Source organism: Streptomyces shenzhenensis, from assembly GCF_003688995.1.
Lineage (GTDB): Bacteria > Actinomycetota > Actinomycetes > Streptomycetales > Streptomycetaceae > Streptomyces > Streptomyces shenzhenensis_A.
In genome coordinates this window covers 523,333-544,963 of record NZ_PENI01000001.1, presented here as the reverse complement: position 1 = coordinate 544,963, position 21,631 = coordinate 523,333, and the positions used below count along the sequence as shown (strand labels likewise).

The following is a 21,631-nucleotide window of genomic DNA, read 5'->3' as shown; positions in this document are numbered from 1 at the left end:
CGGCGGGCGCATGACCACCGCAACCATCAGCGGCCTCGAACACCGCAACCACCGATTGAGGAACCACGACGGCGCGCACCCGGTCCGCGCGAGCGGCGCCGGCTCAGGCGCGAGGAAGGGCACCACGGGTGCTGGGGGACGACGCGGAGTTGACCGCCGCGGTGCGCGCGGCACAGGACGGGGACGAGACCGCGTTCCGGACCGTCTACCGCGCGGTGCATCCGCGGCTGCTGGGGTACGTACGGACGCTGGTCGGGGATCCGGACGCCGAGGACGTCGCGTCCGAGGCCTGGCTGCAGATAGCCCGCGACCTCGAACGCTTCAGCGGTGACGCGGACCGCTTCCGCGGCTGGGCCGCCCGTATCGCCCGCAACCGCGCCCTCGACCACATACGCATGCGGGGCCGCCGCCCCGTGATAGGCGGCGACGAGACCGAACTGACCGCCCGGGCCGCCGAGTCCGACACCGCGGGCGAGGCCATCGAGGCCCTGGCCACCGACAGCGCCCTCTCGCTCATCGCGCGGCTCCCGCAGGACCAGGCCGAGGCGGTCGTGCTGCGCGTGGTCGTCGGACTCGACGCCAAGACCGCCGCCGAGACGCTCGGCAAGCGGGCGGGCGCCGTCCGCACCGCCGCGCACCGCGGTCTGAAACGGCTCGCCGAGCTGCTCGCCGAGGATCCGGAATCGGCCGACGGGCTCGGCGGCCTGCCGGCCCAGCGAGAACCGCGTGGCCGTGCCGTGACGTCCGCCACTGTGACGCATACGCGTTCGCGGACGCAGAAGGACATGTGATGGCCGACGAGCAGTACAAGTGGCTGAACCGGGAAACGGCGGAACGTCTGCTGCGCGGTGAGTCACTCGAAGCCGTCGACGCGTCCGCCCGCGGTCAGGCCGAACGACTCGCCAGGACACTGGGCGCGCTGTCCGTCGAGGCCACCCCGGCCGGGGTCGAACTCCCCGGTGAGGAGGGTGCGCTGGCGGCCTTCCGCAAGGCCCGCGAGGCCGCTGCCGAGCAGACCGCCGTGGCGCACGGCGACGGTTCGCAGGCGCGACGCACCGGGGCGGCGTCCCGGCCGTCCGACGCGGGCCTTGTCCGCCTCGGCGGCCGTCCGGCCCCCGCCCGCGGCCGTCCCCGCTGGGCCCGCCCCGCGCGGCTGGCGCTCGCCGCCGCGCTGGCCGTGGGCACGGTCGGCGGAGTCGCGGTGGCCGCAGGCACCGGAGTCCTCCCGGTGCCCTTCGGTGACAACGTTCCCGGGCCCGCCGCCTCCGTCACCGCCGCCGGGACCCCCGAACTCCCGCTCGCCTCACCCTCCGCGGACGCCGCACAGGGCGGTACGTCGGGCCCGCCGGCGCCGAGCGCCCCCGCGAGCGGCGGTCCCGCCACCGGCTCCGCGCACGAGCGGACCGGCACCGATCCGGCCCCGGGCGGCGCCACCGGTTCCACCGGCTCCCGCGGGCGCGCCCCCGGGCCGTGGCCGGGCGCATCCGCGGCCTGCCGTGACCTCCGGGACGGCAAGGAACTCGGCCGCGGCCGCGAGCGCCTCCTGGAGCAGGCGGCGGGCGGCCCCACGCGCGTATGGACGTACTGCAAGGGCGTCCTGGCGAGCACGGGCGGCACCCGGGGTGCCGCGGGCGGAAAAGCGAACGGAGGCGACGGCGACGGCGGTAACGGCGGTAACGGCGGCAGCGGGGACAAGGCCGGCCAGGACGATCAGGGCGATCAGGACGACCAGGGTGACCGGGCCGGTCACGGTCACCACGGCAACCACGGCCGCCACCGCGGTGACGACGACGGTGACTCGGACCGGGGCCGCGGCAACGACCACCGTCAGGACGGCGGCGCCGTGTCCGTCCCGTCCGCTTTCGCCCCGCAGCGGTCCGGCAGCCCCGCCCGGTCCCCGGGCTCCTCGCCGAGCCCGACGTACACCGCGCTCTGACCCAGCCCCGGCCCTCCGCTTCGACCTGCGTCTTCGCGGCGCGGGAACGGGCCGGCGAGCCGGGTGTGACACTTTCGGCGACGGTGACGCAGTACAGAACGAGCCGACTGGTCATCGGCCGTCGCACCGAGCCGGGGTTCCCCCCGTACCCAGGGCTCGTGCACCTCGGCGCGGGCGGGATCCGTTCCCCCGGTCCCGCCCGCGCCCCGTCTCCGGCGAGCGGAGCCGCCCCGGCGAGGGGCGCCTCACCAGGAGACGACGACCTTGTCGCCCGTCCGCACCTGCGCGAACAGCGACGCGACGGCCGCCTCGTCACGCACGTTGACACAGCCGTGCGAGCCGCCCGCGTAGCCCCGGGCCGCGAAGTCGTACGAGTAGTGCACCGCTTGGCCGCCGCTGAAGAACATGGCGTACGGCATGGGGGAGTCGTAGAGCGTCGACACATGGTGCCGTGACTTCCAGTAGATGTGGAACACACCCTCGCGGGTCGGGGTGTACTGCGAGCCGAACCGCACCGCCATCGTCGACACCGTGCGCCCGTCGATCATCCAGCGCAGTGTCCTGCTGGTCTTGTCGATGCACAGCACCCGGCCGGTCAGACAGCGCGGGTCGGGCGCGGCGGCCGGCTGACCGCCCATCAGATACAGGTCCCAGGTGCCCGGCCGGTGCGTCATGCCGAGCAGCCGCTGCCAGGTGACCGTGTCCGTCCGCCCGGTCCGCGACAGCCCGCGCTTGCCCTGGAAGCCCTTGACCGCCTCCTCCGTCAGGTCGTCGTACGTCCCCGTCGGACCGTCGAGGAGCCAGGCGACCTGGCGCAGCCGGGCCTGCAGTTCGCGCACCTCCGGTCCGGTGTCGCCGCGGGACCACAGGACGCGGGGCGCCGCGGGCGCGGGCCGGGCCGTCGTCGGGCCGCCGCCGGGCGCGGGCCGGTCGGCCGGCCGGGTGCCGGGCAGCCGGATGTGCACCGGCGAGCGGTTCTTCCCGTCCGCGTCCGCGGGCTGCACGGTGCACCCGCAGAGCGCGGCGAGCACGGTGAGCGCGGCGGCCGAGGCGAGCGCGGCGGCGGGCCGCCCAGCGATCCGTTCGATCCCCCTGAGCCTCATGCCTGGGATGTTTCCCCGGGTGACCGCCGTCGAACTAGGAGGCATGGTGGGGAGTAGGCGACGTACCGCGGAGGCACCCCATGGCGCGTGAGTCGGAGTCCGGACTGCCCATCGAGCCGGTCTACGGGCCCGCCGCTCAGGCGGGCTGGGACCCGGCCGTCGAGCTGGGCGAACCCGGCGCGTACCCGTTCACCCGGGGCGTATACCCGACGATGTACACCGGGCGTCCCTGGACGATGCGCCAGTACGCCGGCTTCGGCACGGCGGCCGAGTCCAACGCCCGCTACCGGCAGCTGATCGCGCACGGCACCACGGGCCTGTCCGTCGCCTTCGACCTGCCCACCCAGATGGGCCACGACTCCGACGCGCCGATCGCGCACGGCGAGGTCGGCAAGGTCGGGGTGGCCATCGACTCGATCGACGACATGCGGGTCCTGTTCGGCGGGATCCCGCTGGACGAGGTCTCCACCTCGATGACGATCAACGCCCCGGCGGCCCTGCTGTTGCTGCTGTACCAGCTGGTGGCCGAGGAACAGGGGGTCAGCGCCGACCGGCTGACCGGCACGGTCCAGAACGACGTGCTCAAGGAGTACATCGCGCGGGGCACGTACATCTTCCCGCCCAAGCCGTCGCTGCGGCTTACCGCGGACATCTTCCGCTACTGCCGGGCCGGGCTGCCGAAGTGGAACACCATCTCGATCTCCGGCTACCACATGGCCGAGGCCGGCGCCTCACCCGCGCAGGAGATCGCCTTCACGCTGGCCGACGGCATCGAGTACGTACGGGCCGCGGTCGCGTCCGGCATGGACGTCGACGACTTCGCGCCACGCCTGTCGTTCTTCTTCGTCGCCCGGACCACGCTGCTGGAGGAGGCCGCCAAGTTCCGGGCCGCGCGGCGGATCTGGGCGCGGGTGATGAAGGAGGACTTCGGCGCCCGGGACCCCCGGTCGTGGATGCTGCGCTTCCACACCCAGACGGCCGGGGTGCAGCTGACCGCGCAGCAGCCGGAGGTCAACCTGGTCCGGGTCGCCGTCCAGGCACTGGCCGCCGTGCTGGGCGGCACCCAGTCGCTGCACACCAACGCCTTCGACGAGGCCATCGCCCTGCCCACCGACAAGTCCGCCCGCCTGGCCCTGCGCACCCAGCAGGTACTGGCCTACGAGACGGACGTGACCGCGACCGTCGACCCCCTCGCCGGCTCGTACGCCGTCGAGCGGCTCACCGACGACCTGGAGGCCGCCACCCTGGACCTGATGCGGAAGGTCGAGGACCTGGGCGGCGCGGTCGCGGCCATCGAACGCGGCTTCCAGAAGGGCGAGATCGAACGCAACGCCTACCGCATCGCCCAGGAGACCGATGCCGGCGACCGGGTCGTCGTCGGCGTCAACCGGTTCCAGCTCGACGAGGAGGAACCCTACGAACCACTCCGCGTCGACCCCGCCATCGAGGCGCGGCAGGCCGAGCGGCTCGCGGCGCTCCGGGCCGGGCGGGACCGCGGCGCGGTGGACTCGGCGCTGGCCGCGCTGCGGAAGGCGGCCGAGGGCGAGGACAACGTCCTGTACCCGATGAAGGAGGCGCTGCGGGCCCGGGCGACGGTCGGCGAGGTGTGCGGCGCGCTGCGGGAGGTGTGGGGCACCTACGTCCCGTCGGACACCTTTTGAGCCATGCCGGACCGGCGGCCGACCGGGGGGAGGAAATGTCGTACCTCCGTGCGACACTCCTTTTCATGTTCGGTGTCATCGACCTCCCCACCTATCTGGCGGGCCTTGTCCTGATCGTCCTGCTGCCCGGCCCCAACTCCCTGTACGTGCTCTCGGTGGCCGCCCGCCGCGGGATCCGGGCGGGGTACACCGCCGCGGCCGGGGTGTGGTGCGGGGACACCGTGCTGATGACGCTGTCCGCGGCGGGGGTCGCCTCGCTGCTCAAGGCGAACGCCGTGCTCTTCGGCATCGTGAAGTACGCGGGCGCCGGCTATCTGACCTGGCTGGCGGTCGGCATGCTGCGGGCCGCGTGGGGCATGTGGCGGGCCCGGCGGGAACAGGCAGCGGCGGAGACGGCGCCGGCCCCGGCCGCCGGGGAGCGGCCGTTCCGCCGCGCCCTGGTCGTCAGCCTGTTCAACCCGAAGGCGATCCTGTTCTTCGTCGCCTTCTTCGTCCAGTTCGTCGACCCGGGCTACGCCTACCCGGCCCTGTCCTTTGTTGTCCTCGGCGCCTTCGCCCAGCTGGCCAGCTTCCTCTACCTCAGCGCCCTGATATTCGGTGGCACGAAGCTGTCGGCCGCCTTCCGCCGCCGCAAGCGGCTCTCGGCGACGGCGACCTCGGCAGCGGGTGCGCTGTTCCTCGGCTTCGCGGTGAAGCTGTCCCTGGCGAGCAGTTAGCCGGGCGCGCGCCCCGGACCCGGCCGCCCACGGTCAGGAGGGGCCGGCGCTCGTGATCACGGGCAGCGAGGTGCGGTACGGCAGCGGTCGAGCGTCGCTGCGGGCGGTGCCCCCCTTCTTGAGCCGTGGTCCGAGGGGGCGCTCCACACAGCGGTGGATCAGCCAGGCGAGGCCCAGCATCCCGAGCACCGTGACCGCGAGCGTCGGCCACGGCGGCAGGCCGAGGCCGCGGTGCAGGACCCGGATGACACACCAGCCCAGGTGCTCATGGACCAGATAGAAGGGGTACGTCAGAGCGCCGGCCGTGGTCAGCCAGGGCCACGAGGCCCATCGCGTCCAGCCCAGCGCCACGGCCGCCACCGCGGCGAAGCCGAGCGTGAGCAGCAGCAGGATCAGGTACGGGTTGCGGTGGAAGTCGCCGACGGCGCCCGGACGCCACAGCCCGGTCGTCACGGTCTCCTGGCCGAGCAGCCAGGAGACGCACACGATGCCCCACAGGGTCGGGTTCCCGCCGCAGCGGTGGATCAGGTACAGCGCGAGCCCGCCGACGAAGAACGGCGCGTGCTCCGGCATGACCAGCTGAGCGGTCAGCTCGTTGCCCGCGCCCTTGCAGACCACCGCGGCCAGCGTCCACACGCAGCAGAACAGCACCAGCCGGCGGTAGGTGACGCCCCGCAGCACCACGCACAGCGCGAACAGGGCGTAGAAGCGGACCTCGGCCCACAGCGTCCAGCACACGCCCAGCACCCGGGGCACGCCCGTCGGCATCTGGAACATCGTCAGGTTGACCAGGATCTGGTCGAGCCGCAGCGGCTGCAGGACGGTGGGCAGGACGAAGGCGGCACCGGCGACCAGGAGCACGGCCGCCCAGTACGCCGGGTAGAGACGGGCGACGCGGGACCGGAAGAAGTCCCCCGGGCTGCGGCCCCAGCTGCTCATGCAGATCACGAAGCCGCTGATGACGAAGAAGAACTGCACGCCGAGACAGCCGTAGACGGCCGCCTGGGACAGATCCGGGAAGATCCGGGACGGCGACCGGCCCCAGGACCGGGAGATGTCGCCGCCGCGACCGGCGAAGTGGTACAGGCAGACCATCAGCGCGGCCAGCAGCCGCAGCCCGTCCAGGGCGGCCAGCCGATCCCGGCGACCGCCGGGATCGGCGCGGTCGGGCCGGGGCGTGCGGGCGGGGGCGGGGGTGAGGGGAACGGGGCCGGACGAGGCGAGAGAGGGAGAGGGGAACGCCATGGTCTTGCACGCCTACCCGATGGGCGCGGCACATCTCGGTTCGCCGTATGGCTGTCCCCGGGATGACGGAGCGCGCACCCCGCACCTGGGCGAATCAACGGGCAAACGGGCGGCGTACGTTCGAGGGGCGGTGCGAGGACAGGACCGACGGCCGTCAGGAGGCCCGCAGGAACGCCGAGAGCGACGCCTTGCCGAGGTAGGTGAAGCGGGTGTCGCCCGTGAGGTGCTTGTCCAACGCCTCCTTGATGCCCGGCCACTTGGGGTCGCCGAAGTCGTCGAGGACGATGATCGCGCCCGGAGCGGCGATCTCCTCCGCCCAGGCGAGATCCTTGGCGACGCCCTCGGCCGAGTGGTCGCCGTCGACGACGATCACGCCGTAGCGGCGGTCCGAGACGGCCGCGCGGGTGCCGGGGTCCTCGGAGTAGCCCCGCTGGATCCGGGCCGCCACGCCCGCCGGGCCGGCCAGGGCGAGGTTGGTGCGGACGGCGCGTTCGTCGACCGGCGCGCCTGAGGGGTCGGGGCGCTCGGGGTTGCCGGGCTGGACCTGCACGCCGGCGAACGGGTCGACGATGGTCACGCTCGGGCTGCGGCCGTCGCGCTCCATCATCCGGATCAGCCCCGCGGAGAACATGCCGTAGAGCGTGCCGATCTCGAGGATCTCGTCGTTCGGCGGGTCCAGCAGGGGAATCGTCCCGAGCTTGCCGCAGATGTTCATGGTGCCGCCGGCGATCCGGCCGACCCCCAGCGACTCCAGCGCGACCAGCAGCCGGAACGCGGTGGCGACATTGCGGACGGCGGCCTCCTTGTTCCCGGCCAGCTCCGCGACTTCCGACTGCAGGCGGTTCAGGGGACCGGGGCTCACGATCCGGGAGAGGCCGCGGCCACGCTCGTCGAGCAGCAGGTCGACGGTGAGCTGCCGGCGCTTCATCGACTCGACGGCGTCACGGAGCTTCTCCCGCTCCGCGGCGTCCCGGGCCGCCGACGAGCGGATCCGCCGCTCGATGCGCTGGTCGATGAGATCGGCTATCGGGCGCAGCAAGCGCCGGGAGGCTGAACTGGTGAGCAGGGAACTGCTGTTCATGACCGGAGACCTCAATTCGTCGGACGTCGAGTGGAACTGATACGGCTCGCGGCTGGGGACGGGCTGGTGTCTCCCGCGCCGGAGGTCTGTCGTTGGATCCCGAGATACCGATTGAGTTCTGCTGCCGGGGCGCCGGCGCCGGAATACGGCTGACCGAGCGCCCCCGCTTTCATGGGCACTTCACCCGCGGTGGACCTGTGCGGTCACCCCCGGGCGCCGCGCCGTACCGCCTTGCGCACCACCTTCTTGGCCTGGTGCACCCTGACCTTCGCACGTGCCCGCGGGTGGCCGGGAAGGCCCAGCTCGGCAAGGCGCAGTTCGGGGAAGTAGTAGTCGGGGCTGTCGGCCGCATGGCTCTGCAGCCAGGCGACCGTCGGCTCCCGCAGGTCCGCGTACATCTCGGGCTGCATGCAGAAACCCATGGCGCGGACCAGGGGCGACAGCGTCTCGGGTGCCGTACCGACGAGGGCGGGGCTCTGCCCGCGCTCCAGGTCGGGCACCAGATGGTCGACGATGGCCAGCGGCACGCGGTTGCTGTTCGGGTACGGCTTGAGACGCCGCATCACCAGCGCGGTTCCGACCCGGGCGACGGGCACGTCGTAGTAGGCGGAGGCGGTGGTCATCGCCGTGGAGAAACAGCCGACGACGAGTCCGGGAGCGCAGTGCTGGTACAGGGTCTCCGCCAGCAGCGGCGAGTTCAGCACGGTGAGCCGGACGCCCGCATCCTCCGCCGCCTTGCTCAGCGCCGCCGAGTAGCTGGCGGGGGCCGTGGGGTGGGGCTTGAAGACCACGGACCGGTGCCCGGCGCGCGCCGCCCCGGTGAGCATGCGGACGTGGAGGTCTTCCTCCTCCTCCGGGCTCAGGATGTTGATCGCCGCCAGGTACTGGCCGAGGAGCACCGCCGTCGGCTTCTCTTCCAGGACGGACGCCAGCCGCGGGTCGTCCGCGGCGTCCCGCGCGATCTCGTCGAGCACACCGCGGAACGCCCCGTCCGGGACGATCTCGGGCCGGACGTCGAACTCCGACAGCAGCATCGGCCGCAGGCCGGGGATCAGGTCCAGGTGCAGCAGCCGCCGGATGCGCTGCCCGATGGTCAGGGGCAGCCGCTCCCGGGTCGGTCCGTAGCTCATGAGACCGTCGGCGTACACGTGGACGGCGCTTTCCGAGAAGACCGCCGCCAGCGCACGGCCCGGGTTGACCTGGATCGACTCGACCGCCACCTCGACCGGTTCCCGTGCGCCCAGGCCCCAGGCGAGCCGGAACGCCCGCTGCCAGATCGCCGTGTCCTCGCTGCGCGGGCCCCAGACACTGGGGTGGTAGGGGCGGATGGTCTCGTTCCAGCTGACCACCGAGTCGAACCGGCGGGCGATGCGCTCGTATCCGTACATCTCGTCGAGGCGCAGCGCGGTCTCCGGTATCGCGGCGTTGTTGGAGACGAGCAGGATGCGCCGGACCCCGTCGTGCGGTCCGAACAGGTCCGCGTCGAGCGCCGCGGCCAGGGTGGCCGCCCCGTACAGGGTCGAGACCTGGAAGATCTGGGTTTTGCGGTACATGGATCAGGCAGCCTTCCGCCCGTCGCGCAGGCGTCTGAGCAACCTGCTCCGAGTGCTGTCGATGGTGGCGAGGGTCTCCTCCAGCACCTGCTCGGGCATGCGCAGGAGCGCGGCCCGTGCCTCGTGCCGGAGCCGCTTGGCCGCCGAGGGCTCGTACTCGTTCACCTTGCCGATATGGAAGGCGATCATGGCGCAGTAGGTCCGTACGGCCTTGGGGAGGAAACGTTCGGTCTCCGGGTCGTCCAGCACGTCCTGCAGCAGCATGTCGTAGGCCGGGATGAAGTCCAGCTGGCGGGCGTCCTTGACCTGGGTGAGCGAGGTCGTGACTCCCCGCCGGTAGAACACCCCGTGCAGTCCGAGGGACGCGTACGACTTGGCCTTCAGATGCAGGCGCCAGATCCACAACCGGTCCTCGGCCGTGCGGAGTTCGGTCACGAACCGCATCCCGCCGTCGTCGAACAGGCGCCGGTGGTAGATCCCCGCCCAGACGAAGGGATAGTCGACCATCGTCTCCATGTGGGGCGGGGCTATTCCGTCGCGCGGATCCATCACGGTGTTGCGCTCGGGAGCCGGCGGACGCCGCAGGACCCGCTTGGTGCCGGTCGCCTGGACATGGTCGGTGCGGGCGAAGTCGCAGCCCAGCTCCTCGATCGCGGAGACCAGTTCGGTCAGGTGGCCCGGTCCGTACCAGTCGTCGCCGTCGAGGAACGCGATGTACTCGCCGGCCGCCACGTCGATACCGCTGTTGCGTGCCTGTGCAATGCCCACGTTCTTCTCGTGCCGGATCACCTTGGCGTTGGGCAGCCGCTCCGCCCAGCGGTCGATGATCCACGGTGTGGAGTCCGTGGAGCAGTCGTCGACGAGAAGGAACTCGAAGTCGGGGTCCGCGTTGTTGGCGAGACTTCGCAGCGTGCTATTGGCGAAGGCTCCCACATTGTGCATGGGGACGACGACGGACAGTTTGGGCACGCGGGCCTCTCCCATTCGAGGAGTGAAGTTCGGAACTGGCTGTGGACAGGCTAAGTACCCACCCTGGTGAGACCGGTGTCGACCGGGATGCGGATGAGTTAATTCCGTTCGCCGTCGAGGTGAAGACTTGGTGTCCTACGCCCTGCCGAAGGTGGTCCGGAGTTCGTCGAGGTTCGCCTGGGTGGTCTTCCACAGCATGTCCTGCGCGCTGTGTACGTCCGCCACGGCGGCTGCGTGGTCGTCGAGGATCGCGGCCGCGCGCTCGGCCAGCCGCGGGCCCAGCTCCCGGTCGTGCACGGACAGCCCCCACTCCTGACGGTCGATGTCGGACAGGAAGTAGGCGAGCTTCGGATGGGAGACGAGGCTGAGGATCGGGGTTCCGCAGCCGAACGGGATCATCCCCGCGTGCCCGCGCATCCCGATCACCAGTCGTGAGCGGCGGTACAGCTCGCGGGTCTCGTCGTTCGACAGGTCGTACAACCGCTCGACGGGCAGGCTGAGGCCGTGCTTCCGGCGCAGGTCGTGCACGAACTTCTCGTCGGCGGGCATATGGGCCGCGTACCGCACGTCCGCCCGGTCCCGCAGCTCCCGCAGGGTGCCGGCCAGCTGGGCGAGGAAATGGCCGTAGTCATGGCCGAACCGCAGCCCCGCGCGGTCGTACGCGCAGTTGACCAGGACGGTGTCGGCCCGCTCCGCCGGGTCGGACCAGCCCGGGACGAGGTGCCGCGCCACCGTGGTCGGGCAGGGCTGGTAGCGCACCCGGTCGCGCAGCTCGGCGGGGAGCAGCTCGCGGACCCGCTCGATCGAGCCGTGGTTGCGCAGCCCGAAGAACGCCGACCGTTCCACGAGGATCCGCAGGCTCTCGGCGAACCGCTGACGGCGGTAGAGCTGACCGTCGAACACGTTGTAGCCGACCGCGAACACCGCGAGCGGCGCGGTGAGCCGGGCCAGGACGTCGTCCGGGACGTTCCACTGCCAGTGGCTGTTGCCGTTGGGGGAGGTGTCCGGCAGGAACAGCCCGCCGCCGCCCACGATCACCCCGCGCCGCGCGTTCAGCTGCTCGAGCGCCGCCTCGTCGACCAGCCGGTGCACCGGCTGCTGGTACCAGCGGCGCGGGCCCGTGTCGGTGTCGAAGCACATCCGCACGGCCTCGGGCAGGACCTTGTCCCCCGCGTTCTCCTGGCCCTCGGCGAACAGCGCCACATGCGCCAGTTGCTCCGCCGCCCCGGTCGGCTCCTGCGGCGTCGGCCCCTGCGGACGGGTACGGACGTACCAGCTGTGGCACCCGGCGTCGGTGGGGTCGGCCTCCAGGCCGTCACGGGCGTAGGCGTGCGCGTCCTCCTCCCGGCCGCACAGCCAGGCCAGGCGGGCGAGCTGGGCGAAGGCGCGCGGGGCGACATCGGGTGACGCGGCCGCCAGCAGCAGATGCGCCTCGGCCTCGTCGTAGCGCGACAGGGCCATCAGGCAGACACCGAGCGTCTCCTGGCAGCGCGGCGCGTCCAGCCGGTCCGCGACGACCGGGGCGAGCGCGTCGACGGCCTCCGCGTAGCGGCCCTGCCGGCGGTGGACGTCGGCGACCGTGCGGGCCAGACCGAGGGAGGGACGCACGTCGAGCAGGGGCGGCGCGCAGTGCGCCAGGAGCTCGGGGTGCTTGCCGCCGGGCAGGTCGCAGTAGGCGGCCCGGAACTCGTCGTCGCTCATCTCGAACCGGTGCCGGGCCGCGGTGGCCGGACCGTACCCCGGCTCGTCGAACGGGCCGGTGAAGTGCAGAACGGCGACCTGCGCGGGCACCGGTACGTCGCCGTGGAGCCGGCTGGTGAGGAAGTCGAACCGCGCGTCGACCGGGGTCAGGACGCCGTCGAGGGCGGCGGCGGAGCCGCGGCCGGTGACGGCGGTGAGCCGGGCCTGCACGGTGTCGTCCACGTCGGCCCGCTGGACGACCATGACACCGTCCGGCAGCACGGCGCGCCGCTGACCGCCCTCACCGTCCCTCAGCAGCTGCGGGACGACCCCGACACCGTGGCGCATCCGCAACAGCTCGCCGAGGTCGCCCAGGACGACCATGGCCGGGCTGAGCGCGACGACCGTGTCGTAGCCCTCCAGGCGGAGGACGTCCATGCTGCTCTCCGCCCGGCGGGTGACGACGCGCGGGTGGAGCCGGCGCAGCGCGTCGAACGACGCGTCGGCCAGCCCGGGGTGCAGGACCACGACGTCCTCGCACACCTCCGGGTTGGTCAGCACCAGGCTGCGGATCAGCACGCAGAGGGCCGGCAGGCGGTCCTCGTCGGTGTGGACGGCGAAGGCGATCCGGCGCTTGCCGGTTATGGAGCTCCGGTCGTCCGGGGCGGAGTCGGTCATCGCAGGGCGATCCTCATCTTGCTGTCGTCGACGTGCGTGGCGCGGTCCATGACCCACTCGGCCTCCGGCGGCCGCAGCCGGCCGGGTCCGCTGAAGCCGATGAGATCCAGGCGGGGGCTGACGTCCAGGAAGTCCAGGAGCCTCAGCACGGTGAAGGCGGTGGTGGTGCCCGTGCCCCAGCCGTCCTCGCCCAGCAGGGCCGGGTCGTCCAGGGGCCGGCGCAGGGAGGCGTCGCCGATGTGCTCCTGCGCCCCGGGCACCAGCCGCTGCCGCACGGCGCGGCGCCAGTTCCCGGCCGGGTCCCCGAACACGAGCCGGACACCGGCCGACTGCGTCCAGGCGGGTCCCTCCCACGGGGTGTCGCCCCGCAGCGAGACGGCGTGCAGGCCGGTGCGCTCGCCGGTGTCCGCCGCGCGGACTCGGAACGTGTCGCAGCGCACGACCAGGTCGTAGCGGTCGATCTCGGCGCCCAGCGTGCTCCCGGCGAGCGCCCCGGTGTCCGAGACCAGGCACACCGTCCGCCCCGCGACGAGGCCCCGCAGGTCGCCGACGCCGATCGGCGTGCTGCCGCCGAGCAACGGGTCGGACATCCCGGACCGCTCGACGAGCCGCCGGTAGCCGCTGTACAGCGCCACCAGCCGCCGTACGGCGGGATCGCCCGCGCCGTGCCGGGCCACCTGGGCCCGCACGTAGGCGGCGAACTCCGGCTCGACGGCCGCGGTGGGCCGTCCGGGCAGGCCGCGCAGTGCGGAGCCGTCCTCGGGGAAGAGCGCGGCGGCCGCTTCGAGGCACGCCCGTCGGCGCCGCAGGGTGTCGACCCTGCGGGCGACCTCCGCCGCCGCGTCGGTGTTCTGCAGCAGCGAGAGGTAGCGCTCGTAGCTCTCCAGCGCCTCGGGGTCGCGGCCGAGCCCGTCCAGGGCCAGGCCGCGCAGCCGCCAGGCTCCCTTGGACCGCTGCCTGATCCGGGTCGAGGTGTCCGCGACGGCCAGCGCGAGGCCCAGTCCGCTGTCGCCGTCGGCCTTCAGCGCGTGCTCGCCGACCCGGAGCAGCGCGTCGAAGGAATCGGCCGACGGATTGTCGAGGGAGGCCGCGAAGGCTCCGATCGCCTGGTCGAGCCGGGCCTGCCGGGGAGTGGACGTGTCGCCCCGTGCCGCGAGGTGCTCACCGCACAGGCGCATGCCACGGGCGTACAGGGCGGGTGTGGCGGCCTCTTTCCGCCGTGCCCTGAACAGCCCCGCCAGGGGGTTCGTCATGCATTCCACCGTTCTCAGATCGGAGGCCGAATGTCCACCAGCACGACGCTTCGCAGGCATCGCTTCGATGGACGCCGGATGAACAATTGCCCTCGCGCGGGTGATCGGCGAGGGTGCGGTGCACCGCAGGACGGCACGGCCGTGCGGCCGCCGCCCGCCCGCTGCGGTGGCGGGATCACCTCATCGTTTGATCGAGCGCCGGATCGCCCGCGCCCGTCGCACCATCTTGCGCGCGGTGGCGTTCCGCGGCAGGAACGACAGGCGTTCCGGGATGCCACCGGGCAGCCCCAGGGAGGTGAGCCGCCGCCTCTTGAAGTACCGCCAGGTATGGGCGTTCAGGCTGCCGCGCAGATATTCCTCGGCCGCCGGCCGCAGCTCGGGCAGCACCTTGGGCTGCATCGCGAAGCCGACGGCCCGCACCAGCCGGCCCAGCGCGTCGGCGTCCATGCCGCGCCGCCCCTCGGTGACCGCCGAGGCGTCGGACGGTTCCGGCAGCAGCGCGTCCACGATGGTGACGGGGACGCGGTTGCTGTTCTCGTACGGCGTCAGCCGGTCCAGCAGGGTGTCGGTGCCCACGCGGGCCACCGGCAGGCCGTACAGCGCGGACGCGGTGAACAGGGCCGTGGAGAAGCAGCCGACGACCAGAGCCGGGCGCATCCGCTGGTACAGCACCTCGGCCAGGACCGGCGTGTCCAGGACCGTGAGCTCCACGCCCAGCTTCTCGGCCTCCTGCTCCAGGGTGCGGGCGAACCGGGCCGGTGCCGTGGGATGCGGCTTGAACACCATCCGGGTGTGACCGAGGCCGGCGGCGCCCTTCAGCATCCGGACGTGCAGGTGCTCCTCCTCGTCCGCGGAGAGGATGCCCAGCGCCGACAGGTACTGGCCCAGCAGGAGGGCGGGCTCCTCGACATCCGGCAGTCCGGCGCTGGTGGCTGCCAGTTCTGTCAGTTCCGCCAGCACCTTGGTGAACGCCGCGGTCGGCACCAGCTCCGGCGGGACGTCGAACTCGCTCAGCAGCAGCGGCTTCAGCCCGGGCACCAGGTCGAGGTGGAGCAGCCGCTCCACGCGCGTGCCGACCAGCGGGTCGATCTTGGAGCGGGTGGGGCCGTAGCTCATCAGCCCGTCCGCGTAGACGGTGACCGGAGCGTCGGTGAAGATCTGCGCCACGCCGAGCGACGGATTGACCTGGATCGACTCCATGGCGAAGGCCACATCGTCGTCCCCCAGCCGCCAGGCCAGCCGCAGATACCGCTCCCACAGGGGGAGGTCCTCCAGGCGCGGCGCCCAGCCCGCGGGATGGAAGGGGGAGATGGCCTCGTTCCACGACAGCACGTCGTCGAACCGGCCGCGCAGCAGCTCGAACCCGGGCATCTCGTCCACGGCCGGTGTCGTCTCCGGCGTCGCCGCGTTGTTGGCCACCAGCAGGATGCGCCGGTCGGCCGCCGTGAAGCAGCCCGCGTCCAGGGCGGCGGCCAGCGTCGCGGTGCCGTACAGCGTCGACACCATGAAGATCTGCGTGGTCACGCCGCCACCTCCGCGCCCGACGCGGAACGGCGGCGCAGCCGGCGCAGTCGGGTGGCCCGCTCGGCGTCCATCGAGGCCAGCGCGTCGTCGAGCAGGTCCTGCGGCATCCGCCGCAGTGCGGCCGCGCTCATTACCTTCAGTTTCCGGGCCACGGGAGCCTCGAACCTTTCGATGGAACCGAGATGATGGGAAATGATGGCGCAGTAGGTGCGCACGGCCTTCGGCAGCAGCGCCGCCGCCTCGGCGTCCTGGGCCGTGTCCTCGATCACCTGGTCGAACGCGCGGATGAAGTCGAGCTGCCGGGCGTCCCCGATCTGCGTCAGCGACGAGGCCACCCCGCGCCGGTAGAAGACGCCGAGCAGGCTGGTCACCGCGAACGACTCCGCCTCCCGGTGCAGCTTCCAGATCCACGGCCGGTCCTCGGCCGTGCGCAGCCCGTCGGTGAAGTGCAGCAGGCCGCGGTCGACCAGCCGACGGTGGTACACGCCCGCCCAGGCGTAGGCGTAGTCGACGGACGTGGTCCGGTGGGTGGGCAGGATGGCGTCGCGCGGGCGCAGCACCACGTTGCGCCGGCCGTGCGGTACCCGGTGCACCGTGCGCGCCCGCGCCGTGCACTGCACATGGTCGGTACGCAGGAAGTCGCAGCCCAGTTCGTCCATGGTGGCGACGAGCCGGGGGTAGTAGCCGGGGGCGAGCCAGTCGTCGCCGTCCAGGAACGTCAGATACGTGCCGCGGGCCCGGTCGATGCCGGTGTTGCGCGCGGTCGCCAGACCCCCGTTCTTCTCGTGTCTGACATGTACCGCGCCTGGCAGTTCGCGCTCCGCGCGCGCGAGGATCTCTGGCGTCCCGTCGGTGGAGCAGTCGTCGACGAGAATGAATTCGAAGTCCTCACGGGCGTTCGCACGCAGGCTTCTGAGCGTGTCCGGCACGTATTGCTGGACGTTGTAGAACGGCACGATGACGGAGAGCTTGACCACACAGGGGACGTTAGGACGAGGCCCGTGATTCGTCTTGACCGCCGCCTTGATATCAGGTGAACGACGTGTGTCGAAGCCGTGAACCGGGACTTTTTCCCGCCGGTTCCCGGCCTGATTCGCCATCCGTCGATGTGCTGTTAACCGTTTGTTGTATTCGGGTTGGGCGGAACCTAGGAATGGCTTCCTAGCGTCTTCGGCGTGCCAGTAAGTGCAACGAAGTCCCTGCGGGTCGCCGTGCTCGCGGATTCCGACACCCGGTGGAAATGGGGCGCCCTCACCGCGAGCCGCATCGCGGGCGGCGCCGCCGAGCCCACCGGGTCGGGCATCCGCCTCGACGGCTATCTGCTGCGAGGTCGCGCCACCCCCACCGCCCGCCAGCTGCGTGAGGTCGGCGTGCACGCCGACTCCCTGCGCGAGGTGACCGCCGTCGAGTTCCTGCGCGCCATGAACGACAAGTCGTACGACGTCCTCGTCCTCGCCCTCGTGGGCGGCGGCGTGCAGGCCATGCTGCACGGCCTGCGGCGGGTCTGGGCGGACCGCGCCGAGCGGCCCGTCGTCGTCACCGGCTATGTCGGCGTCGTCTACGAGAAGCTCGCCGACGGCCTGCTGCTGCGGCACGGCGCCGACCTCGTCCTCGCCAACTCCCGTCAGGACGCGGACCGCTTCCGTGCCGTGTACGAGGGCGTGGGCGCCGACGCCTCCTGCGTGACCGAGGTGGCGCTGCCGTTCCTCGGCGGCACGCCCTACGCCGGCGAGCCCGCGCCCGCCACGGAGCCGGACGGCAGGCCCTACACCGTCGTGTTCGCGGCCCAGCCCTCGGTCCCGGTGAGCCGCAAGGACCGTACGTACCTGCTCGACCGGCTGATCCGGCACGCGCGGGCGTTCCCCGACCGCGAGGTGCTGCTGAAGCTGCGCTCCCGGCCGGGCGAGCACACCACGCACATCGAGGAACTGCCCTACCAGAAGCTGGCGCAGAGCCGTGAACTGCCCGCCAACTTCCGCCTGGTGTACGGGCACATGGGCGAGGTCCTCGACCGCACCGACCTGCTGGTCACCATCAGCTCGACGGCCGCGCTGGAGTCACTGCACCGCCGCATCCCCACGGTCGTCCTGACCGACCTCGGGGTCCGCGAGATGCTCGGCAACCACCACTTCGTCGGCTCCGGCTGCCTCGCCTCCTGGGACCAGCTGGACGCCGGCCACCGTCCCGAGCCCGAGCCCGAGTGGGTGGCCCGGCAGGGCGTCGCCGCCGACGGCACCTACGACACGGCCTTCGACGCCGCCCGGCACCGCATCACCCGGCTGCTGGACCGGCCCGGCGGACTGCCGCCGCTGAACCCCTACTACACGAGCGAGACCGCGCCCGGCTATCTGCCGGGGATCCTCGCCCGCCACCACCTCGGCCCGGACGGCACCCCGCTGCCCGGCGCGCCCGCCGCCGACAAGGCGCCGGGCCCGGTCCGCCAGATCGTGCGCCGGGCGGCGCGCGGCGCCTACCGCCACGGCGTCCAGCGGGTGGCACCTGTGATCCGACGAATGGGAGAGCTGTGAGCGACCGGATCCCGCGTCAAGGAGGAGAGCCCATGTCCAACTCCCCAGCGGGCCAGGGTACTTCGGTGCGCCGCGTGCTCGCCGTGATCCCCGCGCGCGGCGGCTCCAAGGGCGTGCCCGCCAAGAACCTCGCGCCCGTCGGCGGGGTACCGCTGGTGGCCCGCGCGGTGCACGCGTGCCGGTCCTCCCGGTTGGTCACCGACGTCGTCGTGTCCACCGACGACCAGGCCATCGCGGCGGCCGCCCGGCAGGCCGGCGCCGAGGTCGTGCTGCGGCCCGCCGCCATCGCCGGCGACACCGCCACCTCCGAGGCCGCCGTGCTGCACGCGATGGACGCCCACGAGGCGCTGCACGGCACCGCCGTGGACGTCGTCCTGCTCGTACAGTGCACCAGCCCGTTCCTGTTCCGCGAGGACGTGGACGGGGTCGCGGCGGCCGTCGTCGAGAACGGCGCCGACACCGCGGTGACGGTGGCCCCCTTCCACGGCTTCATCTGGCGGGACGCGGGCGACGACCCGGTCGCCGTGGAGCCCGCCCGCGAGCAGACGGCCGGCGGGGCCACCCGCGTCACCCACTCCACCGCCACCGAGGGCGGTTACGGCGTCAACCACGACAAGTCGTTCCGCCCGCGCCGCCAGGACCGCCCCCAAGACCTGCTGGAGACCGGCGCCGCGTACGCCATGGACGCCGCCGGGTTCCGCGAGCACCGGCACCGCTTCTTCGGCCACACCGAACTGGTCCGCACCGACCCGGCCCGGGTGCTGGAGATCGACGACCCGCACGACCTTGCCCGCGCCCGGGCCCTCGCCCCGCTCTTCGACGCGGAGCTCCCCCAGGATTTCGACTCCGCTCAAGCAGGGGGGACCCCCGTCGGCACCTCTGCCGCGGATTCCCCCGCCCACCTCCCCGCGGCCGAGGACATCGACGCGGTCGTCCTCGACTTCGACGGCACCCAGACCGACGACCGGGTGCAGATCGACGCCGACGGACGGGAATTCGTCACCGTGCACCGCGGGGACGGACTCGGCATCGCCGCGCTCCGCAGGAGCGGCCTGAAGATGCTGATCCTGTCCACGGAGCAGAACCCGGTCGTCGCGGCCCGAGCCCGGAAGCTGCAGATCCCGGTGCTGCACGGCATCGACCGGAAGGACCTCGCCCTCAAGCAGTGGTGCGAGGAGCAGGGCATCGCGCCCGAGCGCGTGCTCTACGTCGGCAACGACGTCAATGACCTCCCGTGCTTCGCCCTCGTGGGCTGGCCCGTGGCGGTCGCGAGCGCCCACGACGTCGTGCGCGGCGCCGCACGCGCGGTCACCACCGTCGCCGGCGGTGACGGCGCCATCCGAGAGATCGCCAGCTGGATCCTCGGCCCCTCTCTCGATTCCCTCACCAAGTAAGGACATCCCCTGATGAGCACCAACTCCCGCATCCGTAGCTTCGGTTCGCGTGAGGCCGGCCCCGGCCGCCCCGTCTACATCACCGGCGAGATCGGCATCAACCACAACGGTGACCTCGACAACGCCTTCAAGCTGATCGACGTCGCCGCCGAGGCCGGCTGCGACGCCGTCAAGTTCCAGAAGCGCACCCCGGAGATCTGCACCCCGCGCGACCAGTGGGACATCGAGCGCGACACGCCCTGGGGCCGGATGACCTACATCGACTACCGCCACCGCGTCGAGTTCGGTGAGGACGACTACCGCAAGATCGACGAGTACTGCAAGGAGAAGGGCATCGACTGGTTCGCGTCCCCGTGGGACACCGAGGCGGTCGCCTTCCTGGAGAAGTTCGACGTCCCGGCCCACAAGGTCGCCTCCGCCTCCCTCACGGACGACGAGCTGCTGCGCGCCCTGCGCGCCACCGGCCGCACGGTCATCCTCTCCACCGGTATGTCGACCCCGAAGCAGATCCGGCACGCCGTCGAGGTCCTCGGCAGCGACAACATCCTGCTCTGCCACGCCACCTCCACCTACCCGGCCAAGGCCGAGGAGCTGAACCTGCGCGTGATCAACACGCTGCAGCAGGAGTACCCGAACGTCCCGATCGGCTACTCCGGCCACGAGACCGGTCTGCAGACCACGCTGGCCGCCGTCGCCCTCGGCGCCACGTTCGTCGAGCGCCACATCACCCTGGACCGCGCCATGTGGGGTTCGGACCAGGCCGCCTCGGTGGAGCCGCAGGGCCTCGTGCGCCTGGTGCGCGACATCCGGATCATCGAGGCGTCGCTCGGCGACGGTGTCAAGAAGGTCTACGACTCCGAGCTCGGCCCCATGAAGAAGCTGCGCCGGGTCGCCGGTGCCGTGGCCGAGGCGGAGATCGCCGCTGCGGCCGGCGAGCCGGTCACGGTCTGACCCCGCCCGAGTCCGCCTTGGTTCCCAGCCGAACGCCTCACGGGACGGTCGTACGTCGATGAACCGCCGCGCCGGTAACGCCGGCCCCAGCCTTCGCACCCTCGCCTTCGTGGAGAGCCCGGTACAACTGCTGAACGTACTGGAGTGGGCGCACACCCATGCCCTGCGCGGAGTGCCCGGGGCACCGGCGTCCGGCGCGGGCGCGCCGGCGCCCATCCCGGCCGTGCCGCCCCAGGCACGGCGCACCGTGGACGGCTCCGCGCCACAGGCCGCCGCGGAACTGACGGTCGTCGTGCTGTCCCCGACCGACCCGATGACCCGCGGACAACTGCGGCGCATGGCGGACCTGGCCCGGGACGAGGGGTACGAGGTGCGCTGGGAGGAGGCGCGGGGCGGTACGACCGCGCCCTTCCAGACCATCGGCGGGCTCGCCGGGGCGCTGCGCCGGGCGGACCGGATCGTCATGGGGGACCCGTTCTCCCGTTACGTACAGCTGCTGCTGACCATCACCCGGGCCCGGGACCTCGTGGTCGTCGACGACGGCACCGCGACGATGGAGTTTGTCGCCCAGCTCGCGCGCGGCGAGCGGCTGGTGCGCTGGCACCGCAAGGGCGGCCGGCCCGGGCCGCGCGACCTGCTGTTCGCGCCGGTCTCCTCCTCGGCCCGGCGCCGGCTGACGCCGCGGGCCGGCCGCCGGGTGGAGGTGTTCTCGTCCATGCCGGTCGAGGAGATCCCGGACGGGGTCGCGGTCACCACCAACGACTTCGGCTGGACCCGGTCCCGGTTCGGCCCGCCGCGCATCACCAAGGGCGCCGACATGGTCGGGACGTCACTGGTGGAGACCGGCGTCGTGGACGGCGACCGCTACCTGGAGGCCGTGCGGGGCCTCGCCAAGGCGCACGGTGCCGCCCGCTACTTCGCGCACCGCCGCGAGAGCACGGAGAAGCTGCACCGGCTCGCCGCGGAGACCGGCCTGGAGATCGTCCGGCCCGACCTCCCGCTGGAGCTGATCGCCCGGCGCGGCCCGATCGGCCGCACGGTCCTGAGCTTCCCGTCCACGGTGGTCCACACCCTCCCGCTGGCGCTGGCCGGCACCGGTGTCCGCATCGCCGTCTGCGACATCGACCCCACCTGGCTCACGGACCACGCCTCCCCCCGGGCCCAGGGCTTCCTGTCCGGCGTGACAGACACAGCAAAAGACATCCACCGCCTGACAGCGGTGGCCCTGGCCTGAGGCATGGGGCGTGCCCGGAGTCGTCATGCCCGGGTGCGCCGTCCAGGTGGTCGCGTACGCAGGCCGCCTTCCGGCACTGTCGCAAAATAGTAGCCATGTACATAGTAGCTATGTACTCTATTTGG

General features: G+C 72.3%; 17 protein-coding genes. 8 read left to right on the top strand and 9 right to left on the bottom strand.

The window, feature by feature from the left end; genetic code table 11:
• Positions 1 to 128: 128 nt before the first annotated feature.
• Both CTZ28_RS02315 and CTZ28_RS02310 read left to right on the top strand, forming a co-directional pair.
• Complete coding sequence (locus CTZ28_RS02315) at positions 129 to 791, top strand: RNA polymerase sigma factor (RefSeq protein ID WP_121887473.1); 663 nt, start codon at positions 129 to 131, stop codon at positions 789 to 791.
• Positions 791 to 1,936: a hypothetical protein gene (locus CTZ28_RS02310; RefSeq protein ID WP_121887472.1), complete on the top strand. Its 1,146-nt coding sequence runs from the start codon at positions 791 to 793 to the stop codon at positions 1,934 to 1,936. Before CTZ28_RS02315 ends, CTZ28_RS02310 begins: the two co-directional genes overlap by 1 nt.
• A 245-nt stretch (positions 1,937 to 2,181) precedes the next feature.
• On the opposite strand, the gene CTZ28_RS02305 is transcribed toward CTZ28_RS02310, so the two are convergent.
• Positions 2,182 to 3,039 (bottom strand): L,D-transpeptidase family protein, encoded by an 858-nt coding sequence (locus tag CTZ28_RS02305; RefSeq protein WP_121887471.1) that lies wholly within the window; start codon positions 3,037 to 3,039, stop codon positions 2,182 to 2,184.
• A gap of 80 nt (positions 3,040 to 3,119) precedes the next feature.
• On the opposite strand from CTZ28_RS02305, the gene CTZ28_RS02300 reads away from it, so the two are divergent.
• Positions 3,120 to 4,700, top strand: a complete 1,581-nt coding sequence (locus tag CTZ28_RS02300) for an acyl-CoA mutase large subunit family protein (RefSeq protein WP_121887470.1) — start codon at positions 3,120 to 3,122, stop codon at positions 4,698 to 4,700.
• Positions 4,701 to 4,765: 65 nt separating this feature from the next.
• Positions 4,766 to 5,416, top strand: coding sequence for a leucine efflux protein LeuE (leuE, locus tag CTZ28_RS02295; RefSeq protein ID WP_121887469.1), 651 nt, complete (start codon positions 4,766 to 4,768; stop codon positions 5,414 to 5,416).
• A gap of 33 nt (positions 5,417 to 5,449) precedes the next feature.
• On the opposite strand, the gene CTZ28_RS02290 is transcribed toward leuE, so the two are convergent.
• The 8 genes from CTZ28_RS02290 to CTZ28_RS02255 all read right to left on the bottom strand — a co-directional run bounded on the left by CTZ28_RS02290 (position 5,450) and on the right by CTZ28_RS02255 (position 16,376).
• Entirely contained in the window at positions 5,450 to 6,661 is a 1,212-nt protein-coding gene (locus CTZ28_RS02290) for an acyltransferase family protein (protein WP_183154215.1), read from the bottom strand.
• Positions 6,662 to 6,815: 154 nt separating this feature from the next.
• Positions 6,816 to 7,742: a class I SAM-dependent methyltransferase gene (locus tag CTZ28_RS02285; RefSeq protein WP_121887468.1), complete on the bottom strand. Its 927-nt coding sequence runs from the start codon at positions 7,740 to 7,742 to the stop codon at positions 6,816 to 6,818.
• A gap of 203 nt (positions 7,743 to 7,945) precedes the next feature.
• On the bottom strand, positions 7,946 to 9,295 hold the full coding sequence (locus tag CTZ28_RS02280) for a polysialyltransferase family glycosyltransferase (protein ID WP_121887467.1): 1,350 nt from the start codon (positions 9,293 to 9,295) through the stop codon (positions 7,946 to 7,948).
• 3 nt (positions 9,296 to 9,298) lie between these two features.
• Positions 9,299 to 10,264: a glycosyltransferase family 2 protein gene (locus CTZ28_RS02275; RefSeq protein WP_121887466.1), complete on the bottom strand. Its 966-nt coding sequence runs from the start codon at positions 10,262 to 10,264 to the stop codon at positions 9,299 to 9,301.
• Between the two features lie 135 nt (positions 10,265 to 10,399).
• Positions 10,400 to 12,622 (bottom strand): polysaccharide pyruvyl transferase family protein, encoded by a 2,223-nt coding sequence (locus tag CTZ28_RS02270; RefSeq protein ID WP_121887465.1) that lies wholly within the window; start codon positions 12,620 to 12,622, stop codon positions 10,400 to 10,402.
• Positions 12,619 to 13,875, bottom strand: a complete 1,257-nt coding sequence (locus CTZ28_RS02265) for a glycosyltransferase family 29 protein (RefSeq protein ID WP_121887464.1) — start codon at positions 13,873 to 13,875, stop codon at positions 12,619 to 12,621. The genes CTZ28_RS02270 and CTZ28_RS02265 overlap by 4 nt, the downstream gene beginning before the upstream one ends.
• A gap of 180 nt (positions 13,876 to 14,055) precedes the next feature.
• On the bottom strand, positions 14,056 to 15,399 hold the full coding sequence (locus CTZ28_RS02260; protein ID WP_121887463.1) for a polysialyltransferase family glycosyltransferase: 1,344 nt from the start codon (positions 15,397 to 15,399) through the stop codon (positions 14,056 to 14,058).
• The gene (locus CTZ28_RS02255; RefSeq protein ID WP_121887462.1) at positions 15,396 to 16,376 is read right to left on the bottom strand and encodes a glycosyltransferase family 2 protein; all 981 of its coding nucleotides are present in this window, start codon (positions 16,374 to 16,376) and stop codon (positions 15,396 to 15,398) included. The genes CTZ28_RS02260 and CTZ28_RS02255 overlap by 4 nt, the downstream gene beginning before the upstream one ends.
• 198 nt (positions 16,377 to 16,574) lie before the next feature.
• On the opposite strand from CTZ28_RS02255, the gene CTZ28_RS02250 reads away from it, so the two are divergent.
• The 4 genes from CTZ28_RS02250 to CTZ28_RS02235 are packed head-to-tail and all read left to right on the top strand — an operon-like array spanning position 16,575 to position 21,506.
• A complete protein-coding gene (locus CTZ28_RS02250) occupies positions 16,575 to 17,927 on the top strand; it encodes a DUF6716 putative glycosyltransferase (protein WP_121887461.1) in 1,353 nt (450 codons plus the stop codon).
• Between the two features lie 32 nt (positions 17,928 to 17,959).
• Complete coding sequence (locus tag CTZ28_RS02245) at positions 17,960 to 19,321, top strand: N-acylneuraminate cytidylyltransferase (protein ID WP_121887460.1); 1,362 nt, start codon at positions 17,960 to 17,962, stop codon at positions 19,319 to 19,321.
• A gap of 12 nt (positions 19,322 to 19,333) precedes the next feature.
• Positions 19,334 to 20,272 (top strand): N-acetylneuraminate synthase family protein, encoded by a 939-nt coding sequence (locus CTZ28_RS02240; protein WP_121887459.1) that lies wholly within the window; start codon positions 19,334 to 19,336, stop codon positions 20,270 to 20,272.
• Positions 20,273 to 20,330: 58 nt separating this feature from the next.
• Positions 20,331 to 21,506, top strand: a complete 1,176-nt coding sequence (locus tag CTZ28_RS02235) for a hypothetical protein (RefSeq protein WP_121887458.1) — start codon at positions 20,331 to 20,333, stop codon at positions 21,504 to 21,506.
• Positions 21,507 to 21,631: the final 125 nt, after the last annotated feature.

Excerpts from the sequence above, each read along its gene's own strand:
- CTZ28_RS02310 (WP_121887472.1), top strand. The coding sequence starts at position 791 with ATGGCCGACGAGCAGTACAAGTGGCTGAACCGGGAAACGGCGGAACGT.
- CTZ28_RS02305 (WP_121887471.1), bottom strand. The coding sequence starts at position 3,039 with ATGAGGCTCAGGGGGATCGAACGGATCGCTGGGCGGCCCGCCGCCGCG.
- CTZ28_RS02300 (WP_121887470.1), top strand. The coding sequence starts at position 3,120 with ATGGCGCGTGAGTCGGAGTCCGGACTGCCCATCGAGCCGGTCTACGGG.
- leuE (WP_121887469.1), top strand. The coding sequence starts at position 4,766 with ATGTTCGGTGTCATCGACCTCCCCACCTATCTGGCGGGCCTTGTCCTG.
- CTZ28_RS02290 (WP_183154215.1), bottom strand. The coding sequence starts at position 6,661 with ATGGCGTTCCCCTCTCCCTCTCTCGCCTCGTCCGGCCCCGTTCCCCTC.
- CTZ28_RS02285 (WP_121887468.1), bottom strand. The coding sequence starts at position 7,742 with ATGAACAGCAGTTCCCTGCTCACCAGTTCAGCCTCCCGGCGCTTGCTG.
- CTZ28_RS02280 (WP_121887467.1), bottom strand. The coding sequence starts at position 9,295 with ATGTACCGCAAAACCCAGATCTTCCAGGTCTCGACCCTGTACGGGGCG.
- CTZ28_RS02270 (WP_121887465.1), bottom strand. The coding sequence starts at position 12,622 with ATGACCGACTCCGCCCCGGACGACCGGAGCTCCATAACCGGCAAGCGC.
- CTZ28_RS02265 (WP_121887464.1), bottom strand. The coding sequence starts at position 13,875 with ATGACGAACCCCCTGGCGGGGCTGTTCAGGGCACGGCGGAAAGAGGCC.
- CTZ28_RS02245 (WP_121887460.1), top strand. The coding sequence starts at position 17,960 with ATGTCCAACTCCCCAGCGGGCCAGGGTACTTCGGTGCGCCGCGTGCTC.
- CTZ28_RS02240 (WP_121887459.1), top strand. The coding sequence starts at position 19,334 with ATGAGCACCAACTCCCGCATCCGTAGCTTCGGTTCGCGTGAGGCCGGC.
- CTZ28_RS02235 (WP_121887458.1), top strand. The coding sequence starts at position 20,331 with ATGAACCGCCGCGCCGGTAACGCCGGCCCCAGCCTTCGCACCCTCGCC.